This is a genomic window from Pseudomonas sp. M20, assembly GCF_045037865.1.
GTDB lineage: Bacteria > Pseudomonadota > Gammaproteobacteria > Pseudomonadales > Pseudomonadaceae > Aquipseudomonas.
Genome location: NZ_CP173611.1, coordinates 1,806,785 through 1,825,709, shown reverse-complemented (window position 1 = coordinate 1,825,709; position 18,925 = coordinate 1,806,785). Strand labels below are relative to the sequence as shown.

15 protein-coding genes and 2 riboswitches are annotated in these 18,925 nt (G+C 60.6%); of the genes, 5 read left to right on the top strand and 10 right to left on the bottom strand.

The genetic code is table 11. The annotated features are described in order from the left end of the window. Nucleotides 1-8: 8 nt before the first annotated feature. Together ACI514_RS08225 and ACI514_RS08220 are read right to left on the bottom strand one after the other, a co-directional pair. A complete protein-coding gene (locus ACI514_RS08225) occupies nt 9-671 on the bottom strand; it encodes an amino acid ABC transporter permease (RefSeq protein WP_003225455.1) in 663 nt (220 codons plus the stop codon). Between the two features lie 52 nt (nt 672-723). After that, nucleotides 724-1,572, bottom strand: coding sequence for a transporter substrate-binding domain-containing protein (locus ACI514_RS08220; RefSeq protein ID WP_160058252.1), 849 nt, complete (start codon nt 1,570-1,572; stop codon nt 724-726). Between the two features lie 337 nt (nt 1,573-1,909). On the opposite strand from ACI514_RS08220, the gene ACI514_RS08215 reads away from it, so the two are divergent. After that, on the top strand, nt 1,910-2,347 hold the full coding sequence (locus ACI514_RS08215) for a co-chaperone YbbN (protein WP_160058254.1): 438 nt from the start codon (nt 1,910-1,912) through the stop codon (nt 2,345-2,347). A gap of 245 nt (nt 2,348-2,592) precedes the next feature. Here the strand turns inward: ACI514_RS08215 and ACI514_RS08210 are convergent, their stop codons facing one another. The 6 genes from ACI514_RS08210 to cobW all read right to left on the bottom strand — a co-directional run bounded on the left by ACI514_RS08210 (nt 2,593) and on the right by cobW (nt 13,151). Continuing rightward, on the bottom strand, nt 2,593-4,152 hold the full coding sequence (locus ACI514_RS08210; protein ID WP_160058256.1) for a TerC family protein: 1,560 nt from the start codon (nt 4,150-4,152) through the stop codon (nt 2,593-2,595). 346 nt (nt 4,153-4,498) lie between these two features. Beyond that, nucleotides 4,499-6,145 carry a phospholipase D-like domain-containing protein gene (locus ACI514_RS08205; RefSeq protein ID WP_405123496.1) on the bottom strand — a complete coding sequence of 549 codons (1,647 nt, stop codon included), beginning with the start codon at nt 6,143-6,145 and terminating at the stop codon, nt 4,499-4,501. Nucleotides 6,146-6,320: 175 nt separating this feature from the next. Further along, nucleotides 6,321-6,983 (bottom strand): VWA domain-containing protein, encoded by a 663-nt coding sequence (locus ACI514_RS08200; protein WP_238785324.1) that lies wholly within the window; start codon nt 6,981-6,983, stop codon nt 6,321-6,323. A 2-nt stretch (nt 6,984-6,985) separates the two neighbouring features. Next, nucleotides 6,986-7,987, bottom strand: coding sequence for an ATP-binding protein (locus ACI514_RS08195; RefSeq protein WP_160058259.1), 1,002 nt, complete (start codon nt 7,985-7,987; stop codon nt 6,986-6,988). Nucleotides 7,988-8,225: 238 nt separating this feature from the next. Continuing rightward, nucleotides 8,226-12,074 carry a cobaltochelatase subunit CobN gene (cobN, locus tag ACI514_RS08190; RefSeq protein ID WP_405123495.1) on the bottom strand — a complete coding sequence of 1,283 codons (3,849 nt, stop codon included), beginning with the start codon at nt 12,072-12,074 and terminating at the stop codon, nt 8,226-8,228. Nucleotides 12,075-12,077: 3 nt separating this feature from the next. After that, the gene (gene cobW, locus ACI514_RS08185) at nt 12,078-13,151 is read right to left on the bottom strand and encodes a cobalamin biosynthesis protein CobW (RefSeq protein WP_034154301.1); all 1,074 of its coding nucleotides are present in this window, start codon (nt 13,149-13,151) and stop codon (nt 12,078-12,080) included. 98 nt (nt 13,152-13,249) lie between these two features. Then, nucleotides 13,250-13,462: riboswitch (cobalamin riboswitch) on the bottom strand. Between the two features lie 1,005 nt (nt 13,463-14,467). Then, nucleotides 14,468-14,690: riboswitch (cobalamin riboswitch) on the top strand. 123 nt (nt 14,691-14,813) lie between these two features. Between cobW and ACI514_RS08180 the strand changes: the two genes are divergently transcribed. The 4 genes from ACI514_RS08180 (at nt 14,814) to cobM (ending at nt 16,962) form a co-directional block, all read left to right on the top strand. Further along, complete coding sequence (locus tag ACI514_RS08180) at nt 14,814-15,011, top strand: CbtB domain-containing protein (protein WP_160058263.1); 198 nt, start codon at nt 14,814-14,816, stop codon at nt 15,009-15,011. Nucleotides 15,012-15,022: 11 nt separating this feature from the next. Further along, nucleotides 15,023-15,724 (top strand): CbtA family protein, encoded by a 702-nt coding sequence (locus ACI514_RS08175; RefSeq protein WP_405123494.1) that lies wholly within the window; start codon nt 15,023-15,025, stop codon nt 15,722-15,724. Next, nucleotides 15,721-16,134 carry a cobalamin biosynthesis protein gene (locus ACI514_RS08170; RefSeq protein ID WP_405123493.1) on the top strand — a complete coding sequence of 138 codons (414 nt, stop codon included), beginning with the start codon at nt 15,721-15,723 and terminating at the stop codon, nt 16,132-16,134. The genes ACI514_RS08175 and ACI514_RS08170 overlap by 4 nt, the downstream gene beginning before the upstream one ends. 81 nt (nt 16,135-16,215) lie before the next feature. Then, nucleotides 16,216-16,962 carry a precorrin-4 C(11)-methyltransferase gene (gene cobM / locus ACI514_RS08165; protein ID WP_405123492.1) on the top strand — a complete coding sequence of 249 codons (747 nt, stop codon included), beginning with the start codon at nt 16,216-16,218 and terminating at the stop codon, nt 16,960-16,962. 163 nt (nt 16,963-17,125) lie between these two features. Here cobM and nfuA read toward each other — a convergent pair whose 3' ends face one another. Both nfuA and ACI514_RS08155 read right to left on the bottom strand, forming a co-directional pair. Next, nucleotides 17,126-17,710 carry a Fe-S biogenesis protein NfuA gene (gene nfuA / locus ACI514_RS08160; protein WP_007912592.1) on the bottom strand — a complete coding sequence of 195 codons (585 nt, stop codon included), beginning with the start codon at nt 17,708-17,710 and terminating at the stop codon, nt 17,126-17,128. Between the two features lie 57 nt (nt 17,711-17,767). Beyond that, nucleotides 17,768-18,790: an acyltransferase family protein gene (locus ACI514_RS08155; protein ID WP_405123491.1), complete on the bottom strand. Its 1,023-nt coding sequence runs from the start codon at nt 18,788-18,790 to the stop codon at nt 17,768-17,770. Nucleotides 18,791-18,925 lie beyond the last annotated feature (135 nt).

The window sequence follows — 18,925 nt, the reverse complement described above, 5'->3', positions numbered from 1 at the left end:
GCAGCCTCCTATCGGCGGATCGCCAGACGCTGCTCGAGGTAACGCAGCAGCATGGCAATGAGGTAACAGGCCGCGACATACAACGCCGTGGTCACCAGCCAGGTTTCAATCACCCGGTAGCTTTCGACGTTGATCTTGCGCGCGTAATAGGTCAGCTCCGGCACTGCAATTGCGGCGGCCAGCGAGGTGTCCTTGAACAGCGAGATGAAGTTGTTCGACAGTGCTGGCAAGACATTGCGCAGCATCACCGGAACGGTGACGTACGCCTTGACCTGCCACTCGCCGAGACCGATGGCCAACCCGGCTTCGCGCTGGCCCTTGGGGATGCTCAGCAAACCACCACGGAACACTTCGGTCAGGTACGCCCCGGCATACAACGAGAGCGTGATGATGAACGAGGGAATCTTGTCCAGACGAATGCCAAGACTCGGCAAGGCAAAGTAGATCAACAGAATCAACACCAGAATCGGCGTGTTACGCACCACCGTGACGTACACCGAAGCCAGCACCCGCAAGGCGCGATGCTTGGAGAGCAAGGCAAACGCCATCAGCAGGCCGATCACGCAGCCGATGGCGATCGACACCAAGGCCAGCTCAAGCCCCAGACCGAGCCCCGCCAGCAAGGTGTCGAAATCGCGCCACACGGCGGCAAAGTTCAACTGATAGTTCATGGTCAGCAGTACCTTGGGCGGGGCGATGTGAGGTCGCCCCACCCTCACGGGATCATTTGAATTCGACTGGGAAACCGATCGCTGGCGAAGGCAGATCTACACCGAACCATTGTTTGAACGACGCCGCGTAGGTCGGGAATTCAACGCCCGTCATGGCTTCATGCAATGCGGTGTTGACGAAGTTGAGCCAGTCCTGATCGCCGCGTTTCACCGCACACGCGTAGGTCTGCGGGCTCCACGCATAGCTTGGGCTGCGGTAGCGGCCGGGGTTCTGCACCATCAGGTATTTGACCGAAGACTGGTCGGTGGCGGCGGCATCGGCGCGGCCGGAGTTAACAGCCTGATACATCAGGTCGACGCTGTCGTACTGATCGACCTTGGCTTTTGGCAGTGCCTGATGCACCAGCTCTTCGGCATAGACGTTTTGCAGCACCGCCACGGTGACGCTGTCGCCGCCGGCTTGCAGGTCTTCGATTTCCTTGTACTTGCTGTTGTTCGGCAACAGCAGGCCAACGCCTTCGCGGTAGTACGGCAAGGTGAACGCGACTTGCTGCGCGCGGCTGGCGGTAACGGTGATGAACTGGCAGCTCATGTCGACTTTGTCGGTGAGCAGATTGGGAATCCGCGCATCGGACGACTGCACCACGAACTCGACCTTGCTCGGGTCGTTGAACAGACCCTTGGCGACGATTCTGGCGATGTCGATATCAAAGCCCTGCAACTTGCCGTCCGCGCCCTGAAAGTGCCACGGCGCATTGGTGCTGCCGGTGCCGACAATCAATTTGCCACGGGCCAGAACACTGTCGAGCTTGCTGTCGGCGGCCTGGGCCATACCCATGACAGCGGACGAAGCCGCAAGAACAAAAACACATGCTTTGAACAACGAAGGACGGCGATGCATGGCAAGCACTCCAGAATTTTGTTTATTCCGCTATACCGGAACACGGTTTGTTACTACGGAATAGACAGCAGAAAGTGTGCCACAGGATTGTTGGAGAATCTGTAGTGCAATGAAATGTTTTCGAAATCAAAGAGATGCAGAAACAGACAGCGCCGCTGCTTCCAGAGACGCCAAGTAGACTCGCTACCGTAGGCTACACACGCCGGGTATTCGCGCCACATTTCGAGGCGCCCTGCACAAAACAAGGCGCGTTGCACCTGTCAGGTCTGACAGTAGGCGGACGCCTCGCGCTGGATTACCGTCAAGAGATACAGCTACACCTGAAACGGAGATTCTGATGAGCGCGAATATCCCTCTCGCTACTTTGCCGCCCACCTACCGCAAAGCCCTGAAAACCTGGCGCCCGGTAATCCTGTATTTCGCCAACGAACATTGCCCCGCCTGCGAATGGGCCGGGCCGATTTTTCGCCAGACGGCCGAGCCATACCGGCATCGCGCCAATATCTACATGCTCAATACCAGCGAGTCCCCGCGCCATCCGCTGGTCACCGGCACGCCCACCGTGCTGTTTTACAAGAACGGTAGACTGGTGAAAAAACTCAAAGGCATCGGCACCGAAGAAACCCTCGCACGGGATTTCGCCGAGCATATCGGCAAGACCAAAGCGCCCGTTGCGCCTCGCAAACAGCTGCATGACCTGCCTTGGCTGCGTCAGACACTTCGTACTCTGCGCACTGTTGCACGTGCTCGCTTGCGGAAATTCCTCGACCGGTGACCACCAGTATCGGTGAGACCCGGGTCGAGGATTGCGATTCGCTGAATCAGGCGGCGCTCAAGGCGTAAGGGGCGTTGTTTGCGTCAAAGCATATCGGGAAGGATCGCTACACTTTTCATCAGTGAATACTGCGGTGCCTGAACCCAAGCATTCGCGAGCAGGCTCGCCCCCCTTTGAAACGCATTCCATTGTGGGAGCGAGCCTGCTCGCGAAGAGGCCGGGACAGTCAGTAGAGAACTCAAGTATTACGCGGCAGCACGCACCAACAACACCCGAGTCACCCGCCGCTCTTCCACGGCTTTGACCGTCATCTGCCAGCCCTCCAGCTCCAGACGGTCACCGATCACCGGCAATCGATCCAGCAGGCTCATCACCAACCCGGCCATGGTCTGATAGTCCTCGGTCGGCTGCGCACCAAACCCGGTGCGCTGGCGCACGCGCGACAGGTTCAATGCACCACTGACGATAAACCCGCCCTGCTCCTCGACCACGTCCGGGCCTTCGACTTCGCTGGCATCCGGCAACTCACCGGCAATCGATTCGAGGATGTCGGTCATGGTCAACACGCCGACAAAATCACCGAATTCGTTGACCACAAAGGCAATGTGCGTCGAGGCTGCGCGCATCTGCTCCAGTGCGTTGAGGATCGAATAACTGTCGAGCAGGTTGATGGTCTTGCGCGCCAGATGTTCCAGGTTCGGCTCGGTGCCAGCCAGGTATTCCTTGAGCAGTTCCTTCTTGTGCACGAAGCCCAACGGCTCATCCACCGCACCATTACGAATCAACGGCAGACGCGAGTAGGACGAGTGCATCAAGCGGGTACGAAGCGCCTCGCGGTCATCGGCCAGATCAAGCGTGTCGACATCGGCGCGCACGGTCATCAGCCCGCGAATCGGGCGCTCGGCCAGTTGCAGCACGCCGCTGATCATCACCCGTTCGCGACGGTCGAACAGTTCGGCACTTGGCGCGTCACCGTCGTCGAGCAGGTCGGAGATCTCCTCGCCCAACTCTTCCGCCGCCAGTTTGCGCCCGCCCAGCAAGCGCATGACCGCATGAGCCGTGCGCTCGCGTATCGGTCGCAAGCCTTGCATCGAACGCTTGCGTCGGGCCCGGGCGATCTGGTTGAACACCTCGATCAGGATCGAGAAACCAATGGCGGCGTACAGATAACCTTTCGGAATGTGGAAGCCCAGACCTTCGGCGGTCAGGGCAAAACCGATCATCATCAGGAAGCCCAGGCACAACATGATCACCGTCGGGTGCGCGTTGACGAAGCGCGTCAGCGGCTTGCTCGCGACGATCATCAAGCCAATCGAGATGATCACCGCGATCATCATCACTGCCAGTTCATCGACCATGCCCACGGCCGTGATCACCGCATCCAGCGAGAACACCGCGTCGAGTACCACGATCTGCGCAACGATCGGCCAGAACATCGCATAAGCGGCGTTGGTCGTGCGTTCGCCGACATGGCCTTCAAGGCGTTCGTGCAATTCCATGGTCGCCTTGAACAACAGGAACACACCACCGAACAGCATGATCAGGTCACGGCCGGAGAAGCTCTTGTCGAACACCTCGAACAACGGCTGCGTGAGGGTCACCAGCCAGGAAATACTCGCCAACAGGCCAAGGCGCATGATCAGCGCCAGCGACAGGCCGATGATCCGCGCACGGTCACGCTGATGCGGTGGCAGTTTGTCCGCGAGGATTGCGATGAACACCAGGTTGTCGATACCCAACACCAGTTCCAGCACGATCAAAGTCAACAAGCCTAACCAGGCCGTGGGATCCGCTAACCATTCCATAAAACGTCTCTATCTCTCTCGGTTGATTCAGGCTGCCGGACACGGCAAAGCGCAACGCGAAGGCTCTGGAGCCGCGTTAACAACGATAGTCGGATGTCGGAAAACCGGATGCTGCGAGTGCGTCAAGACCGCGCCATGGCGCGAGGGGAAGGTGCGACTGGGAGGCTCCGAGAGGGTGTTCATGCAAATCCTGAATGAAAAATGGCCTTGGAGCGTACAGGCTTTGGGAACATTTCCTACAGCGGCAAATCATTTCAAAATCTGTACAGTCTGGAGAGATGTGTTGATTGTGCTGGCCTCATCGCGAGCAGGCTCACTCCTACGGGGGGCGTATTGCAACTTCGTGTCAACGGCCGGCAAAACGCAAACGCGACAACTGCCGTAAATCCCCTTCGACGTAGTAATCGTTAGTCCAACTGTCATCCACCGCCAATGGATTCACCTGCTTCAACGCCAGTTTTTTTGCGAAATAACGAAAGCGGTAATGCTCGTAAAATCGCAACAGCTCCAGGCCGTAACGATCCGCCAGATCGGTGTCGCCACGAATGATCAGGTAATTTTCGTCGTTGCCGTTGCTCGCTGAGGCACTGAGGTTGTGGCTGCCGCTGATGATCGTCGGCGTGTCGGTGGTGAAGTCGGTGACTACCGCTTTAGTGTGCACCAGCAGATTGCCTTTCTGGCCTTTCATGTTCTCGCGCAGCCAGCCTTCCAGACCGGTGTTGAGCAACGCGGTGGCAGCGAATTCGGCGCTGCGGTCGGCGTGGAACCCGGTGATGCGGCTGGCAGTGTTCTGCAGGCCATAACGCAAAATGTCGTCGTGGGGCTGGCCGAGTAACGCGTTAAGAATCGCGTCCGGCAGCGAGAACGCGGTGACGAACAGCACGTCCTTTTTCGCCGCGCTGATGATCTGCACGAACGCCTGCAGATCAGCCCCGCCGGTGCGCGGCGAGAACCCGGCGAACAAAGGTTGCTGCGGATTCATCGGGTTGTGTTCAGTAATCCAGTCACGGGTAACGCCGATATCATCCGGCTGCGCCCAGATCTGCTCGAACGTCTGCAGATAACTGGCGGCAATCGATGCATCGTCCAGCACATGCACCACGTTGGCCTGACGATAAACTCCGTTGGCGGTGAAATTGGTGCTGCCACATAAAACCGCTTCAGGCTGATGAGTGCCGCTGGCATCAACGCGGCTGAGGACCATGAATTTGTTGTGAAAGATATTGTGGGTCACTCGCCCGCGTTTGCTCGCGAGAGGCAGTGCCGCCAGGCTCGCTTCGTTGATCCTGGTGTCTTCATCATCGGGCCGGGCGTGATACAGCACCCGCACCTTTACGCCACGCATGAACGCCGCGTTCACCGCATCGACGATTGCCTGCAACTGATACTCGTAAATCGCGATATCCAGCGCCCACTGACCATCGACCGCACGCTCGATAAACCCGCGCAATCGTGCGAGCAAGCCGTTTTCCAACCATTGCCGCGGCGCATCGGGCCAGGCTTCGATGGGCATGTTTTTGTTGGCGCTGATCTGCGCGTCGAGATCGGGAAACTTGCGCTGGAACGCCTGACTGGCGGCGACCGCACGGTTGAATATCACGCTTTGATTGCTCGGGTGACCGTCATCGGGGGTGATCGTCAGTTCCAACGACTCTCCCAAGTACACGGCATCCGCGGTGCCGTAGGCCAGATGCACGCGATAGTGAAGGGTCATGCCCGGATTGACCGCATAATCGGCCCAGCGAAATTTCTGCAGCGGGGCTTTATCGCTTGGGGTGGCGTGGAACTGGGGGAAGGTATGCGCCTTGCCAGGGAAGGTGAGGCTGTTGAACAGGAACAACCAGGGTTTGCCGCCCTGCTGCTTTTCGATGGCGAAACCCAACAGGCCTTTGCGCCGGGATTCGGCCAGATCCATGGCCAGCAGCACGCCGTTGGTGCCGGCGTAGGCCTTTACACGGAAATCGTCCTGAGGGTTTTTGACCACAACGCGCATCGCTCACTCCTTGTGATTGGGGCTGGGTGCAGCATAGAGCAGTGATTCGGGTTTTGAGTGTTCGGCTCTAGACCGGGTCGATGCAATCGCGAGCAGGCTCACTCCTACATTTGGAATGCGTTCCCCTGTAGGAGTGAGCCTGCTCGCGATGAGGCCCGACCAGACACAGAAAGTATCAGAGGGAAATCAGTTCATCGATATGTCGATACTGCGCATCCAATGCCGTCGCCAGATCCTTGGCCCGGCCCAACCGGATCGGCCCACGCTCGATATCGATCAACAACCCCGGGCACGCCAGCGCCGGTAATCCCGCCCACTGTTTCAGACGCCCATCGGTCACCACCAGCAAGCGTTGCTGCTCGGCAGGAAAGCGCTTGCGCCGCACCGTCAGCCACTGCCCGGCCTGCTCCAGCGCCGCCAGCAACGGCGTGCCACCGCCTGCACCTAAAGCTTCCAGCCACACCCGCAAGCCGCTGGACGCCTTCAATCCCTGCACCTGCCATTTCGGCACCGAGCCACTGGCCGTCAACAATGCGAGTCGCGCCCGTTGCCGGTAAGCATCATCGAACAATTGCGCGAGCAAACCTTTGGCATCGCTCAAGGCCTGATGGCGGCGGGTCGAGGCGGAGGCATCGACGATCACCAGCCACAATTCATGCGGTGAGCGCGTGCGCAGTTGAAACAGCAGATCTTCGCGCGTTCGAGGCCGCCCGTTGAGTAACGAACCCGGCCAATTCACCGTACCGCTGCGCGCCTTATGGCGCTTGCCTTGGCGTCCGTTGTCCAGCTGTCCGGCGCGGGGTCTGGCATTCGCCCCCGCGTCGGATCGGGGGCGAATGCCTAAGGCTTTTTTGGCCAGCTCGGCACTTCACGGCGAGCGCCGGTGGCAAGAGCAGGCGCCGGCAGGTCGCCCCACTGGCCCTGCCCTTCGCTCGACGAGGCCTGGGTTTCGGCAGGCGACTGGGCAGGTTGCTGCGGACTCGATGGCGCTTGCTCACGCCGACGATGGCGCAGGGCAAACTCGGCCACAGCGTCGATATCCTCTTCGCCAATCTCCTCAGCGCCGCGCCAAGCCGCATGGGCGCGAGCCGCGCGCAACCAGACCAGATCGGCACGCAAACCGTCGACGCCAGCGGCAAAACAACGCTCGGTGATCTGCGCCAGTGCGGCATCGTCCAGCGCAATATTGGCCAAGACAGCGCGAGCATTTTCGCAACGCACACGCAGGGCTTGTTGCTCGGCTTCCCACTGTGCGCAGAACGCTTGCGGATCGCTGTCGAAATCCAGACGCCGACGAATGATTTGCCCGCGCTCGGTCGGTGCGGTGTGGCCACTGAGGGCGACGTTCAGGCCAAAGCGGTCGAGCAGTTGCGGACGCAACTCGCCCTCTTCCGGGTTCATCGTGCCGATCAGCACGAACCTCGCCGAATGCCGATGGGAAATGCCGTCGCGCTCGATCAGATTGGTGCCGCTGGCGGCAACGTCGAGCAGCAGATCAACGAGGTGATCGGGCAGCAGATTGACTTCATCGACGTAGAGTACGCCGCCGTCAGCCTTGGCCAGCACACCTGGTGAGAATTGTGCGCGGCCCTCGCTGAGGGCAGCGTCAAGGTCGAGGGTACCGACCAGACGTTCTTCGGTGGCGCCCAGCGGCAAGGTGACGAATTGACCACTGGCGAGCAGATCAGCCAGGCCACGGGCCAGGGTGGACTTGGCCATGCCGCGCGGGCCTTCGATCAGCACGCCGCCGATTTTTGGGTCGATGGCGGTGAGGCACAGGGCAAGCTTGAGGTCATCGGCGCCGACCACGGCGGAGAGCGGGAAATGTGGGGTGTCGGTCATTTGGGTTTTCTCTGTCGTGGTCGTGGGTGTGCTTGGCGTTGTGGTGTGTCAGTTGGGGTGGCCCTCACCCTAGCCCTCTCCCAGAGGGAGAGGGAACTGATCTGGGTGTTCTTGCAAGTTGCGCCGACCTGAATTATCGAGTTGACTTCGATTCTGAACAGCACACAAATCGGCTCCCTTTCCCCCTCGCCCCCTTGGGGGAGAGGGCTGGGGTGAGGGGGTGACTTTCCTGAGGACGCTACATATCTTCCTCAATATCCAGCAGCAGATTCTCCAGCGCCTCTTTATAAGCCCCCGGTTCCTGCCACATCCCCCGCTGCTGCGCCTCAAGCATCCGCTCGGTCATATCCCGCAGCGCGTGCGGATTATGCTCACGAACAAACTCCCGGGTCGCCGGATCCAGCAGATAAGCATCGGCCAGCAAAGCGTACTGGTGGTCATCGATCAACTGCGTGGTGGCGTCAAACGCAAACAGGTTATCAACCGTCGCCGCCATTTCGAACGCGCCTTTATAGCCGTGGCGCTTAACCCCGTCGATCCATTTCGGATTGGCCGCCCGCGAGCGGATCACCCGGTTCAGCTCTTCTTTGAGCGTGCGAATCTTCGGCAGATCCGGTTGGCTGTGATCGCCGTGATAACTGGCCGTTGCTTCACCGCGCAGGCTTTCCACGGCGGCGAGCATGCCGCCCTGGAACTGGTAATAGTCGTTGGAATCGAGCAGGTCGTGCTCGCGATTGTCCTGATTCTGCAGCACCGCTTGCACTTGACTCAGACGCTGAACGAATTGCTCGCGGGCGGCGGTGCCTTCGTCGGAACCGCCGTAAGCGTAGGCGCCCCAATTCAGATAAACCTCGGCCAGATCGTCGCGGCTCTGCCACAAACGCCCGTCGATAGCGCCCTGCACGCCCGCACCGTAGGCACCGGGCTTGGCCCCGAAGATTCGCCAACCGGCCTGACGCCGCGCCGTTTCTTCATCAAGACCCGATTGCAGCAGAGACTCACGCTCGGCGCGCACTTTTGCCGCCAGCGGATTGAGATCGTCCGGTTCATCCAGTGCCGCTACTGCCTGCACCGCCGCGTCGAACAGACGAATCAGGTTGGCAAACGCATCGCGGAAAAACCCGGAAACTCGCAGCGTGACATCGACGCGCGGGCGGTCGAGCAGACTCAGCGGCAGGATCTCGAAATCGTCGACACGCTGACTGCCGGTAGCCCACACCGGCCGCACGCCCATCAGCGCCATCGCCTGAGCGATATCGTCGCCACCGGTGCGCATGGTTGCCGTGCCCCAGACCGACAAACCGAGCTGGCGCAGGTGATCGCCGTGATCTTGCAGGTGTCGCTCAAGAATCAACGTGGCTGACTGGAAACCGATGCGCCATGCGGTGGTGGTCGGCAGGTTGCGCACGTCCACGGAATAGAAATTGCGGCCAGTCGGTAGCACGTCGAGGCGACCACGGCTGGGCGCACCGCTCGGGCCGGCGGGAACGAATCGGCCGCTGAGGGCGTCGAGCAGGCCGCGCATTTCGGCGGGGCCGCAGGCATCCAGGCGTGGGGCGACGACTTCGCGCAGGTGGTCGATGATTGCGCCGACTTCAGCCCAACGCGGTCCCTGTAGGAGTGAGCCTGCTCGCGATAGCGGTGTGTCAGGCAAATCTGTATCGCATGACACTCCGCTATCGCGAGCAGGCTCACTCCTACAAGGGGATTGCAGCGTCTGGAAAATCAGTTCAGTGGCAAACAGTTCGAGGCGTTCGCGGGTATCGCCAGCGGTGCGCCAGACTTCGTCGCTTTGCGATTGCAGGTGCTCGGGGCGTGGGCCTGCCCATGGATCGGCTAGTGCGCAATCGAGCGGATCGAATCCGAGTTCGAATGCTTTGGCCAGTGCGCGCAGCAGGCTCGATTGCGCGCCCTTCCCGTCTCCGCGTGGAATGCGCAGCAACGCCAGCAACGTATCAATCCGCAAACGCCCCGTCGGTGACTCACCGAAGACGTGCAAGCCATCGCGAATCTGCGATTCCTTCAAATCACACAAATACGTATCGAGACGCGGTAGCCAGATCGCCGCATCAGCATCGCTGTCCAGCCCGGCATCGAGTTGCAGTTCGCGGTCGATCTGCGTTTCGCGCACCAGTTGCAGAATGTCGCGTTGCAACTCGCGGGCACGGCGCGGATCAAGCAGTTGCGCTTCGTAATACTCGTCGGCCAGCAGCTCCAGATTGCGCAGCGGGCCGTAGGTTTCGGCGCGGGTCAGCGGCGGCATCAGGTGGTCGATGATCACCGCTTGCGTGCGCCGCTTGGCCTGGGCGCCCTCGCCCGGGTCGTTGACGATAAACGGATAGATGTTCGGCAGCGGCCCGAGCAACGCATCCGGCCAGCAGTTTTCCGAAAGCCCGACGCCTTTGCCCGGCAGCCATTCAAGGTTGCCGTGCTTGCCGACGTGGATCACGCCGTGCGCGCCGTAGGTATTGCGCAGCCAGAAATAGAACGCCAGATACGCGTGCGGCGGCACCAGATCCGGGTCGTGATAGACCGCACTCGGGTCAACCTGATAACCGCGCGCCGGTTGAATGCCGACGAAGGTCAGGCCGAAGCGCAGACCGGCAATCATCATCCGCCCGTCGCGGCACATTGGATCGTTTTGCGGCGCGCCCCAGCGCTCGATCACTGCGGTTCGATTGGCCTCGGGCAGCGCGTTGAACATCGTCAGGTAAGCGTCCATCGCCAAGCTTTGCTGGCAGGGCCGCAGGTCAATCGTGTCGAGATCGTTGCTGACGCCGCCGAGCAATTGCTGGATCAACTCGGTGCCGCTATTCGGCAGCTCTGCCGTGATCGGATAACCCTCAGCCTGCAACGCGCGAAGAATATTCAGCGCCGCCGCCGGCGTGTCGAGGCCGACGCCGTTGCCGATGCGTCCGTCACGGGTCGGGTAGTTGGCGAGGATCAGCGCGATGCGTTTTTCGCCATTCGGCACCCGCGCCAGATCGATCCAGCGCCGCGCCAGTTCGGCGACAAAATCCATGCGTTCGGGTTGCGCACGATAGCAGACCACATCGGACTGACTGCGCTCACTGCGCCAGGCCAGATCCTTGAAGCTGATCGGCCGGCTGATGATGCGCCCGTCGAGTTCCGGCAAGGCAATGTGCATCGCCAGATCGCGCGGGCCGAGGCCTTGCTCGCTGTCGCGCCAGCCGGGCTCGTTGTCCTGCGCGCAGATCGCCTGGATCACCGGAATATTGCGGCGAAACGGCCGCAGATGCGGCGCTTCGGGGCTGGACTGAGCGAATCCGGTGGTGTTGAGAATCACCCCCGCCTCGACTTCATCCAGCCAATCCTCGACCACCGCCAGGCAGCCGGGTTCTTTCAGACTGGCCACGGCGATCGGCAGCGGATTCAACCCCGCTGCCTGCAAGCGCTGGCAGAACACATCGATGAACGCGGTGTTCGCCGCTTGCAAATGCGAGCGGTAAAACAGCACCGCCGCAACCGGGTTTTCCGGCAGCCATTCGGCTTGCCAGTCACTCAGTGCGGCGCTGGTTTTATTCGGGTGGTAAATCGCCGTGCGCGGCAGGGTCTGCGGTTCTTCCCAGGCGTAATCGCGGGAGAGCCAACGGCTGGCCAGACAGCGGAAGAAATCCAGCGCATTGCCCATGCCGCCCTGACGCAGGAATTGCCAGAGCCGGTCGCGTTCCTCGGCGTTGACGGTGCTCAAGTCGCTGAGTTCCGGATCGGGACGGTCATCGCCCGGTACCAGAATCAACTGCACACCACGCTCGGACAGCTCGACCAGCCGCTCGACACCATAGCGCCAATAGGCAATGCCGCCATGCAGCGAAATCAGAATCACCTTGGCGTGGCGCAGCACTTCATCGACGTACAGATCGACCGAGGCGTGATTCTGCACCTGCATCGGATTGGCCAGACGCAGGCTCGGATAATCTTCCGGCAACTGCTGCGCGGCTTCGGCGAGCAGCGCCAGGCTGGAGTCGCCGCTGCACAGGATCACCAGCTCGGCGGGGGTTTGTCCAAGGTCGGCAATGTTGTCATCCGAGACGAATCCGCCGGGCTGAGTCCTGAGCAGGTGCATGGTTTAAACGCTGAGCGCAGCGCGCAGTTGCGCTTCGAGTTGGGCGGCGTCGAGTTCCTGACCGATCAACACCAGACGCGTGACGCGCGCTTCATCGGCGCCCCACTGACGGTCGAAGTGCTTGTCGAAACGCGTGCCGACGCCTTGAATCAGCAAGCGCATTGGCTTGTTCGGGATGGCGGCGAAACCTTTGACACGGAGGATGCCGTGCTTGACCACCAGTTGCGTCAGGGCGTCGAGCAGCAGGCTTTCATCGGCTTGCGGCAGTTCGATGGAGATCGAATCGAAGGCGTCGTGATCGTGGTCATCGTGGTCGTCATCGCCTTCACCGTGGTGATGATCATGGTGGCTGTGGCGACTGTCGATGTGTTCTTCGGAACCGGCGCCAAGGCCGATCAGCACGTCCAGCGGCAGACGGCCGTTGCTGGCTTCGATGATTTTCACCGCCGGTGGCAGCTCTTCGGCGACTTCAGCGCGCACGCGAGCGAGATCTTCCGGACTGGTCTGGTCGGCCTTGTTGAGAATGACGAGGTCGGCGCTGGCCAGTTGGTCAGCGAACAGTTCGTGCAGCGGCGATTCGTGATCGAGATTCGGATCGAGTTTGCGCTGGGCGTCGACCTGATCCGGGAACGCGGCGAAGGTGCCAGCGGCTACGGCCGGGCTGTCGACCACGGTGATCACCGCGTCAACGGTGCAGGCGCTGCGGATTTCCGGCCACTGGAACGCTTGCACCAGTGGTTTTGGCAGGGCCAGGCCCGAGGTTTCGATGAGGATGTGGTCGAGGTCGCCGCGACGCGCGACCAGTTCGCGCATCACCGGGAAGAATTCTTCCTGAACGGTGCAGCACAGGCAGCCGTTGGCCAGTTCGTAAACGCGGCCGGTGGCTTCTTCTTCGGTGCAGCCGATGGTGCATTGCTTGAGGATTTCACCGTCGATGCCCAACTCGCCAAACTCATTGACGATCACCGCGATACGACGGCCCTGCGCGTTGTCGAGCATGTGCCGCAGCAATGTGGTCTTGCCCGAGCCGAGGAAGCCGGTGACGATGGTGACGGGGAGTTTGGCCAGTGTTTTCATCGGTATGCCCTTTGGCAAGCGGCGGGCATACGGGACGAGAACCGGCAACGCACGTGCGCGCCCGGAGAGTTCGCCACCGGATCACCCCGCCCGGTTGAATTGAGAATCTGTGACGAGGCAGGTCTCCTGGCTGACGGCGTTCAGGCGCTGGGCCTGGCGTTGGCTGCGCCTTCCCGCGGGCTCATCGATTGAGCTGGCAGTGGCGTGGCAGCGAACATCACCGTTCACAGTTGCGGGGGCAGCCGCGGCATTGACCGCGTTCCCTTCTTAGCTTCGGCAACGGCCGAAGAACCTCGAATGCGCAAGGCTACGCATGGCTTGCTTATGGGTCAATGTTTGGATTGGGGGCATATCCGTTGCTGCGGTTTTGGCTGCTGGCGGTTTCGCTCTTACAGCGAGTCCCTTTTTCAAACGCCAAAAAGGAACCAAAAGGCTTTGCCCCGGCGTACGGCACTTCGCTGAGGCTCAGTGTTCCCTCGCTACGGTGTCCATCCGGGGGCATCGCCTACGGTTTGCTTCGCTGCACCTCCTCTCGATGTGTTCGACTTCGTCGAACGGCGCTGCGCGCCTAACCCCGGATGAACACCTTCGCTCGGCCTTCCGAAGGGGTAAAAGATCAAAAACCAAAGCCAAAGCAAGATCACAAGCCAAATCAAAAGCCCCTCACCCTAGCCCTCTCCCAAAGGGAGAGGGGACTGATCGTGGTGTTTGGGAGAGATGCGCCGACTTGAAATACCGAGTCGAACTCAGATTCTGAAACAGATCAAAAGCCCCTCACCCTAGCCCTCTCCCGGAGGGAGAGGGGACTGATTGCGTGGAATGGAAGAGGTACACCGACGTGGAATACCGAGTGGAACGCACATTTTGAAGCACCTACCAATCGGCTCCCTCTCCCTCGGGAGAGGGCTGGGGTGAGGGGCAGCAACAACGCAAATCAAAAGCCGAACGCGCCCCGCTCCTCACCACTCAATAGGCCGAGTGTCAGCTCGCCTGCTCTTGATCTTGATCCACGGGCGACATCGGAAGGCTGAGTGGAGGGATTGATCCGGGCGTGGGAGCGTAGCGACCGTTTGGCGCAGCCAAACACAGCGAGAGGAGGTGCAGCGAAGCAAACCGTAGGCGCTGCGCCCGGATCGATCCCGGAGCGAAGGAACCCCGAGCCCCAGCGAGCGGGCCGCACGCAGGAGCAAGCCTTTTTGGTTACTTTTTCGGCGTCTGGAAAAAGTGACCCGCCGTAAGGGCGGAACCCTAATCAGCAACACCCGCAGCAACGGATATACACCCAAAAATTGACCAAAACCCCACCCCCATGCTCTCCTACACAACTTGTTACGGGTGCCCTTCACAGGGTGAAACGGGAAACCGGTGAATCATGTGCTTTACTCAAGCCCATGTCAGTCCGGTGCTGCCCCCGCAACGGTAAGCGAGCGAAGCGTCAAAACCACTGTGCCCGTGCGGCATGGGAAGGAGACGCTTGCAGGTCGGCCTGACGCCAACCCCTCGTGAGCCCGGAGACCGGCCCGCAACACACAGCCCGCACCTTGTGCGTCGCTGAACATAACAAACCCGCGGTGGGCGGGCGCTGTTCGAACCTCTGCGAGCCCGACCCGCAGGGGTTTTCATGCGCTCGATTCACCCACTGACATTCCAGAGGGAAGCGCCATGTCGATCATCAGCAGCACCGGCAGCAACACGGACAAAATCACCAGCACCACGACTCTGAGCCAACGCCTGACCGCCGCCGTCTTCGCGTCGATCCTCGGCGCCTGCCTGGTTTATTTCGCCGGCTTCTCGCACATCGAAGCGGTGCACAACGCCGCCCACGATACCCGCCACAGCGCCGCGTTCCCGTGCCACTGAGACCTGCCGACATGATCAAGCGAATTGCGCAAACCGCAGGTTTCACCGGACTGCTGGCCGCTCTGCTCCTCACTCTGCTGCAAAGTTTCTGGGTATCGCCACTGATTCTTCAGGCCGAGACGTTCGAGAAAGCCGAACCGGTTGCCGAAGTTCACGAGCACGCCGCCGGCACCGCTGCGCACACCCACGACACTGAAGCCTGGGAGCCGGAAGACGGCTGGCAACGTGTGGTCTCGACCACGGGCGGCAATCTGGTGGTGGCTGTCGGCTTCGCCCTGATGCTCGCAGGTCTCTACACCCTGCGCGCGCCGACCAAAACCTCGCAAGGCCTGCTCTGGGGCCTGGCCGGTTACGCGACATTCGTCCTCGCGCCAACCCTGGGGCTGCCACCTGAATTACCGGGCACCGCCGCAGCCGATCTGGCATCACGACAGATGTGGTGGATTGGCACAGTTGCTTCGACCGCTGTCGGTCTGTCATTGATCGCGTTCAGTCGTCACTGGCTGATGAAGATCCTCGGCGTGGCCATCCTCGCCGTGCCGCACGTGATCGGCGCGCCGCAACCGGAAGTGCATTCGATGCTCGCCCCCGAGGCATTGGAAGCTCAGTTCAAAATCGCTTCGCAGTTGACCAACGTGGCGTTCTGGCTGGCCTTGGGCCTGATCAGCGCCTGGTTGTTCCGCCGCAAAAGCGCTGGCCAATACCACGCATGACCGATGACACCGCAGCGCCGACCTTTGTAGTCGGCCTGGGCTGCCAGCGCGGCTGCCCGGCCAGCACGCTGCGCGCGTTACTCGACCAAGCCTTACAGGCGCACCGCATAGAGCTTGAAACGGTCAAGGCGTTGGCCAGCATCGACCTGAAGCGCGACGAGCCGGGGCTGCAAGAACTTGCTACGCAACTCGCCCTGCCCTTGCTGTACTTCAGCAGCGAAGAACTGGCCAGTTATCAACAACGACTCAGCCACCATTCGCAAATTGCCTACGAACGCACCGGTTGCTACGGCGTGGCGGAAAGTGCAGCGTTGGCACTCGCCGAACAGCTGATTCAGGCCCCGGCAAAACTGCTGATTTCCCGGCAGAAATACGCTCAGGCCACGTTGGCATTGGCCGGCGCGGCGTAAATTCCCGATAATCCCCACCATTGATCATGAGCGTTGTTCATCTGCAACGCGGTCGTGCCCTCTTTTACTCAGGATTTAACGATGACCGTTTACTTCATCGGCGCCGGCCCCGGCGACCCGGAACTGATCACCGTCAAAGGCCAGCGGCTGATCCGCAGTTGCCCGGTGATTATCTACGCAGGTTCCCTGGTGCCCGCGGCGGTGCTCGCCGGCCATCAAGCCGAAACGGTGGTCAACAGCGCTGAATTGCATCTGGAACAGATCATCGAATTGATCAAAACCGCGCATGCCCAAGGTCAGGATGTGGCGCGGGTGCACTCCGGCGACCCGAGTCTGTACGGTGCGATTGGTGAGCAGATTCGTTACCTGCGTGAGCTGAATATTCCGTTCGAGATCATTCCCGGCGTGACCGCGACCGCCGCGTGTGCGGCGTTGCTGGGTGCGGAACTGACCCTGCCGGACGTGTCGCAAAGCGTGATTCTGACCCGTTACGCCGACAAGACCGCCATGCCGGCAGGCGAAGAACTCGGCAGTCTGGCGCAGCACGGCGCGACCATGGCGATTCATCTGGGGGTCAACCATCTGGAGAAGATTCTGGCGGAGCTGATGCCGCATTACGGTGCCGATTGCCCGATCGCGGTGATTCACCGGGCGACGTGGCCGGATCAGGATTGGGTGGTCGGGACGCTGGCGGATATCGCCGGAAAGGTCGAGGCCAAAGGGTTTCGGCGTACGGCGTTAATTTTGGTGGGCCGGGTGTTGGGTAGTGAGGTGTTTAGCGAGTCATCGTTGTATCGCGCTGGGCATGCTCACCTCTATCGCCCATGAAGGCCCCTTCGCCAGCAGGCTCGCTCCCACATTGGGAATGCGATCGAAGGTGGGAGCGAGCCTGCTCGCGAAGGCGTCGGTACATTTCATCCATAAAAAACTCACCCATAAAAAAACGGCGCTCACGGGGCGCCGTTTTTCATGTCCGCAGTGAACACCTTACTTAGTAGTAGGCGTTTTCTTTCTGCGTGTGGTCGGTCACGTCGCGAACACCCTTCAGCTCAGGGATGCGCTCGAGCAAGGTGCGCTCGATGCCTTCCTTCAAGGTCACGTCCGCCTGGCCGCAGCCCTGGCAACCGCCACCGAACTGCAGAACGGCGATGCCGTCTTCAACCACATCGATCAGGCTGACCTGACCGCCGTGGCTGGCCAGCCCCGGGTTGATTTCGGTTTGCAGGTAGTAGTTGATGCGCTCGTTGACCGGGCTGTCGGCGTTGACCATCGGTACTTTGGCGTTTGGCGCCTTGATGGTCAGTTGGCCGCCCATGCGGTCGGTGGCGTAGTCGACAACGGCGTCGTCGAGAAACGCTTCGCTGAAGTGGTCGATATAGGCGGTGAAGCTTTTCAGCCCCAGCGCGGTGTCTTCAGGTTTTTCTTCGCCCGGCTTGCAGTAGGCAATGCAGGTTTCGGCGTACTGGGTGCCAGGCTGGGTGATGAAGACGCGGATGCCGATGCCCGGGGTGTTCTGCTTGGAGAGCAGATCAGCCAGGTAATCGTGGGCGGCGTCGGTAATGGTAATAGCGGTCATGGAAACTCCTCGCAGGCTTGGGCGCAGTTTACGCCAATCGTTGCGCCGGACAAAGTCCTAGTATTTTTGTCGGGAAAGATTTTCGTCCGCCCCGCCGTCGATCCGCGTCTTGAGCCAGCGATAGCTGCGTTTTTCCACCCATTCGTAGCTCAACCAGGAGCCGAAAGCGATGGCCAGCGCGCACACGACAAACATCAAATACGGGTTGATGCCGTAGCGGCGGGCCAGATAACCGCCTGCCGACAACACCAGAACGTGCATCAGATACACCGAATACGAGCAATCGCCGAGCAGTTTGAGGACACGACTACGTTCGACATAACGCTCCAGTGAGATACACGCCATCACCAGCACCGCACTCGGCACCCCCCAGTTGAGCAGCCTCGGCGCCGGTGCCCAATGATAAATCGCCAGCAACGCCGCGACGATGGCCGCCAGCGGCAACCACAGTCCCGCACCGATCCAGCCCCGGCGATAAAGCATGCCGATGCCGATCCCCAGCAGAAACTCATAGACGATGTCCGACCGATAGAACTCGCTGATCCAGCCAAACCCGGTCCATGCCTGACTCACTGCAAACAGCAACGCCGCGACTACCAGCAGGCGCACCTGCAAGCGAAACAGCAGCGCCCAGGCGAACAGCACGTAAAAAAGGATTTCGTAATTAAGCGTCCAGCCGACATTCAGCGTCGGATAAATGCCGTAGCCGCCGGGGTTCTCAGTCGGAATGAACAGCAACGACAACAACACATGACCCCAATCCACGGTTTGGTCCGGCAGCAACGGCTGGGCAAACACCACCAGCAGCGCCATCAGCAGCGTATACAGCCAATACGCCGGGACGATGCGAAACAGCCGATACAACAGAAAGCGCGCGGGCGGCAGCGGTTTGTTTTCGGTCGAGAGGAAAATCACCAGACCGCTGATGACGAAGAAGATATCGACGCCTACCGCGCCCTTGTCGATGAACAGCTGCCCGATTGGCCCGCGTGCTTTGAAGTCAAAGAAAATCTGCATGAAGTGGTGGCAGACCACCGTCCACGCGGCCAGCGCACGCAGGGCTTGCACTGAAATCAACATCGGCCGCTCCCGATCACAATTCCTGAAACCACCGCAGACCCCTTGTAGGAGTGAGCCTGCTCGCGATGGCGGCGGCACATTCAACATCTCCAGTGCCTGATTCTCCGCTATCGCGAGCAGGCTCACTCCTACAAG

Excerpts from the sequence above, each read along its gene's own strand:
- ACI514_RS08225 (WP_003225455.1), bottom strand. The coding sequence starts at position 671 with ATGAACTATCAGTTGAACTTTGCCGCCGTGTGGCGCGATTTCGACACC.
- ACI514_RS08220 (WP_160058252.1), bottom strand. The coding sequence starts at position 1,572 with ATGCATCGCCGTCCTTCGTTGTTCAAAGCATGTGTTTTTGTTCTTGCG.
- ACI514_RS08215 (WP_160058254.1), top strand. The coding sequence starts at position 1,910 with ATGAGCGCGAATATCCCTCTCGCTACTTTGCCGCCCACCTACCGCAAA.
- ACI514_RS08210 (WP_160058256.1), bottom strand. The coding sequence starts at position 4,152 with ATGGAATGGTTAGCGGATCCCACGGCCTGGTTAGGCTTGTTGACTTTG.
- ACI514_RS08205 (WP_405123496.1), bottom strand. The coding sequence starts at position 6,145 with ATGCGCGTTGTGGTCAAAAACCCTCAGGACGATTTCCGTGTAAAGGCC.
- ACI514_RS08195 (WP_160058259.1), bottom strand. The coding sequence starts at position 7,987 with ATGACCGACACCCCACATTTCCCGCTCTCCGCCGTGGTCGGCGCCGAT.
- cobN (WP_405123495.1), bottom strand. The coding sequence starts at position 12,074 with ATGCACCTGCTCAGGACTCAGCCCGGCGGATTCGTCTCGGATGACAAC.
- cobW (WP_034154301.1), bottom strand. The coding sequence starts at position 13,151 with ATGAAAACACTGGCCAAACTCCCCGTCACCATCGTCACCGGCTTCCTC.
- ACI514_RS08180 (WP_160058263.1), top strand. The coding sequence starts at position 14,814 with ATGTCGATCATCAGCAGCACCGGCAGCAACACGGACAAAATCACCAGC.
- ACI514_RS08175 (WP_405123494.1), top strand. The coding sequence starts at position 15,023 with ATGATCAAGCGAATTGCGCAAACCGCAGGTTTCACCGGACTGCTGGCC.
- ACI514_RS08170 (WP_405123493.1), top strand. The coding sequence starts at position 15,721 with ATGACCGATGACACCGCAGCGCCGACCTTTGTAGTCGGCCTGGGCTGC.
- cobM (WP_405123492.1), top strand. The coding sequence starts at position 16,216 with ATGACCGTTTACTTCATCGGCGCCGGCCCCGGCGACCCGGAACTGATC.
- nfuA (WP_007912592.1), bottom strand. The coding sequence starts at position 17,710 with ATGACCGCTATTACCATTACCGACGCCGCCCACGATTACCTGGCTGAT.
- ACI514_RS08155 (WP_405123491.1), bottom strand. The coding sequence starts at position 18,790 with ATGTTGATTTCAGTGCAAGCCCTGCGTGCGCTGGCCGCGTGGACGGTG.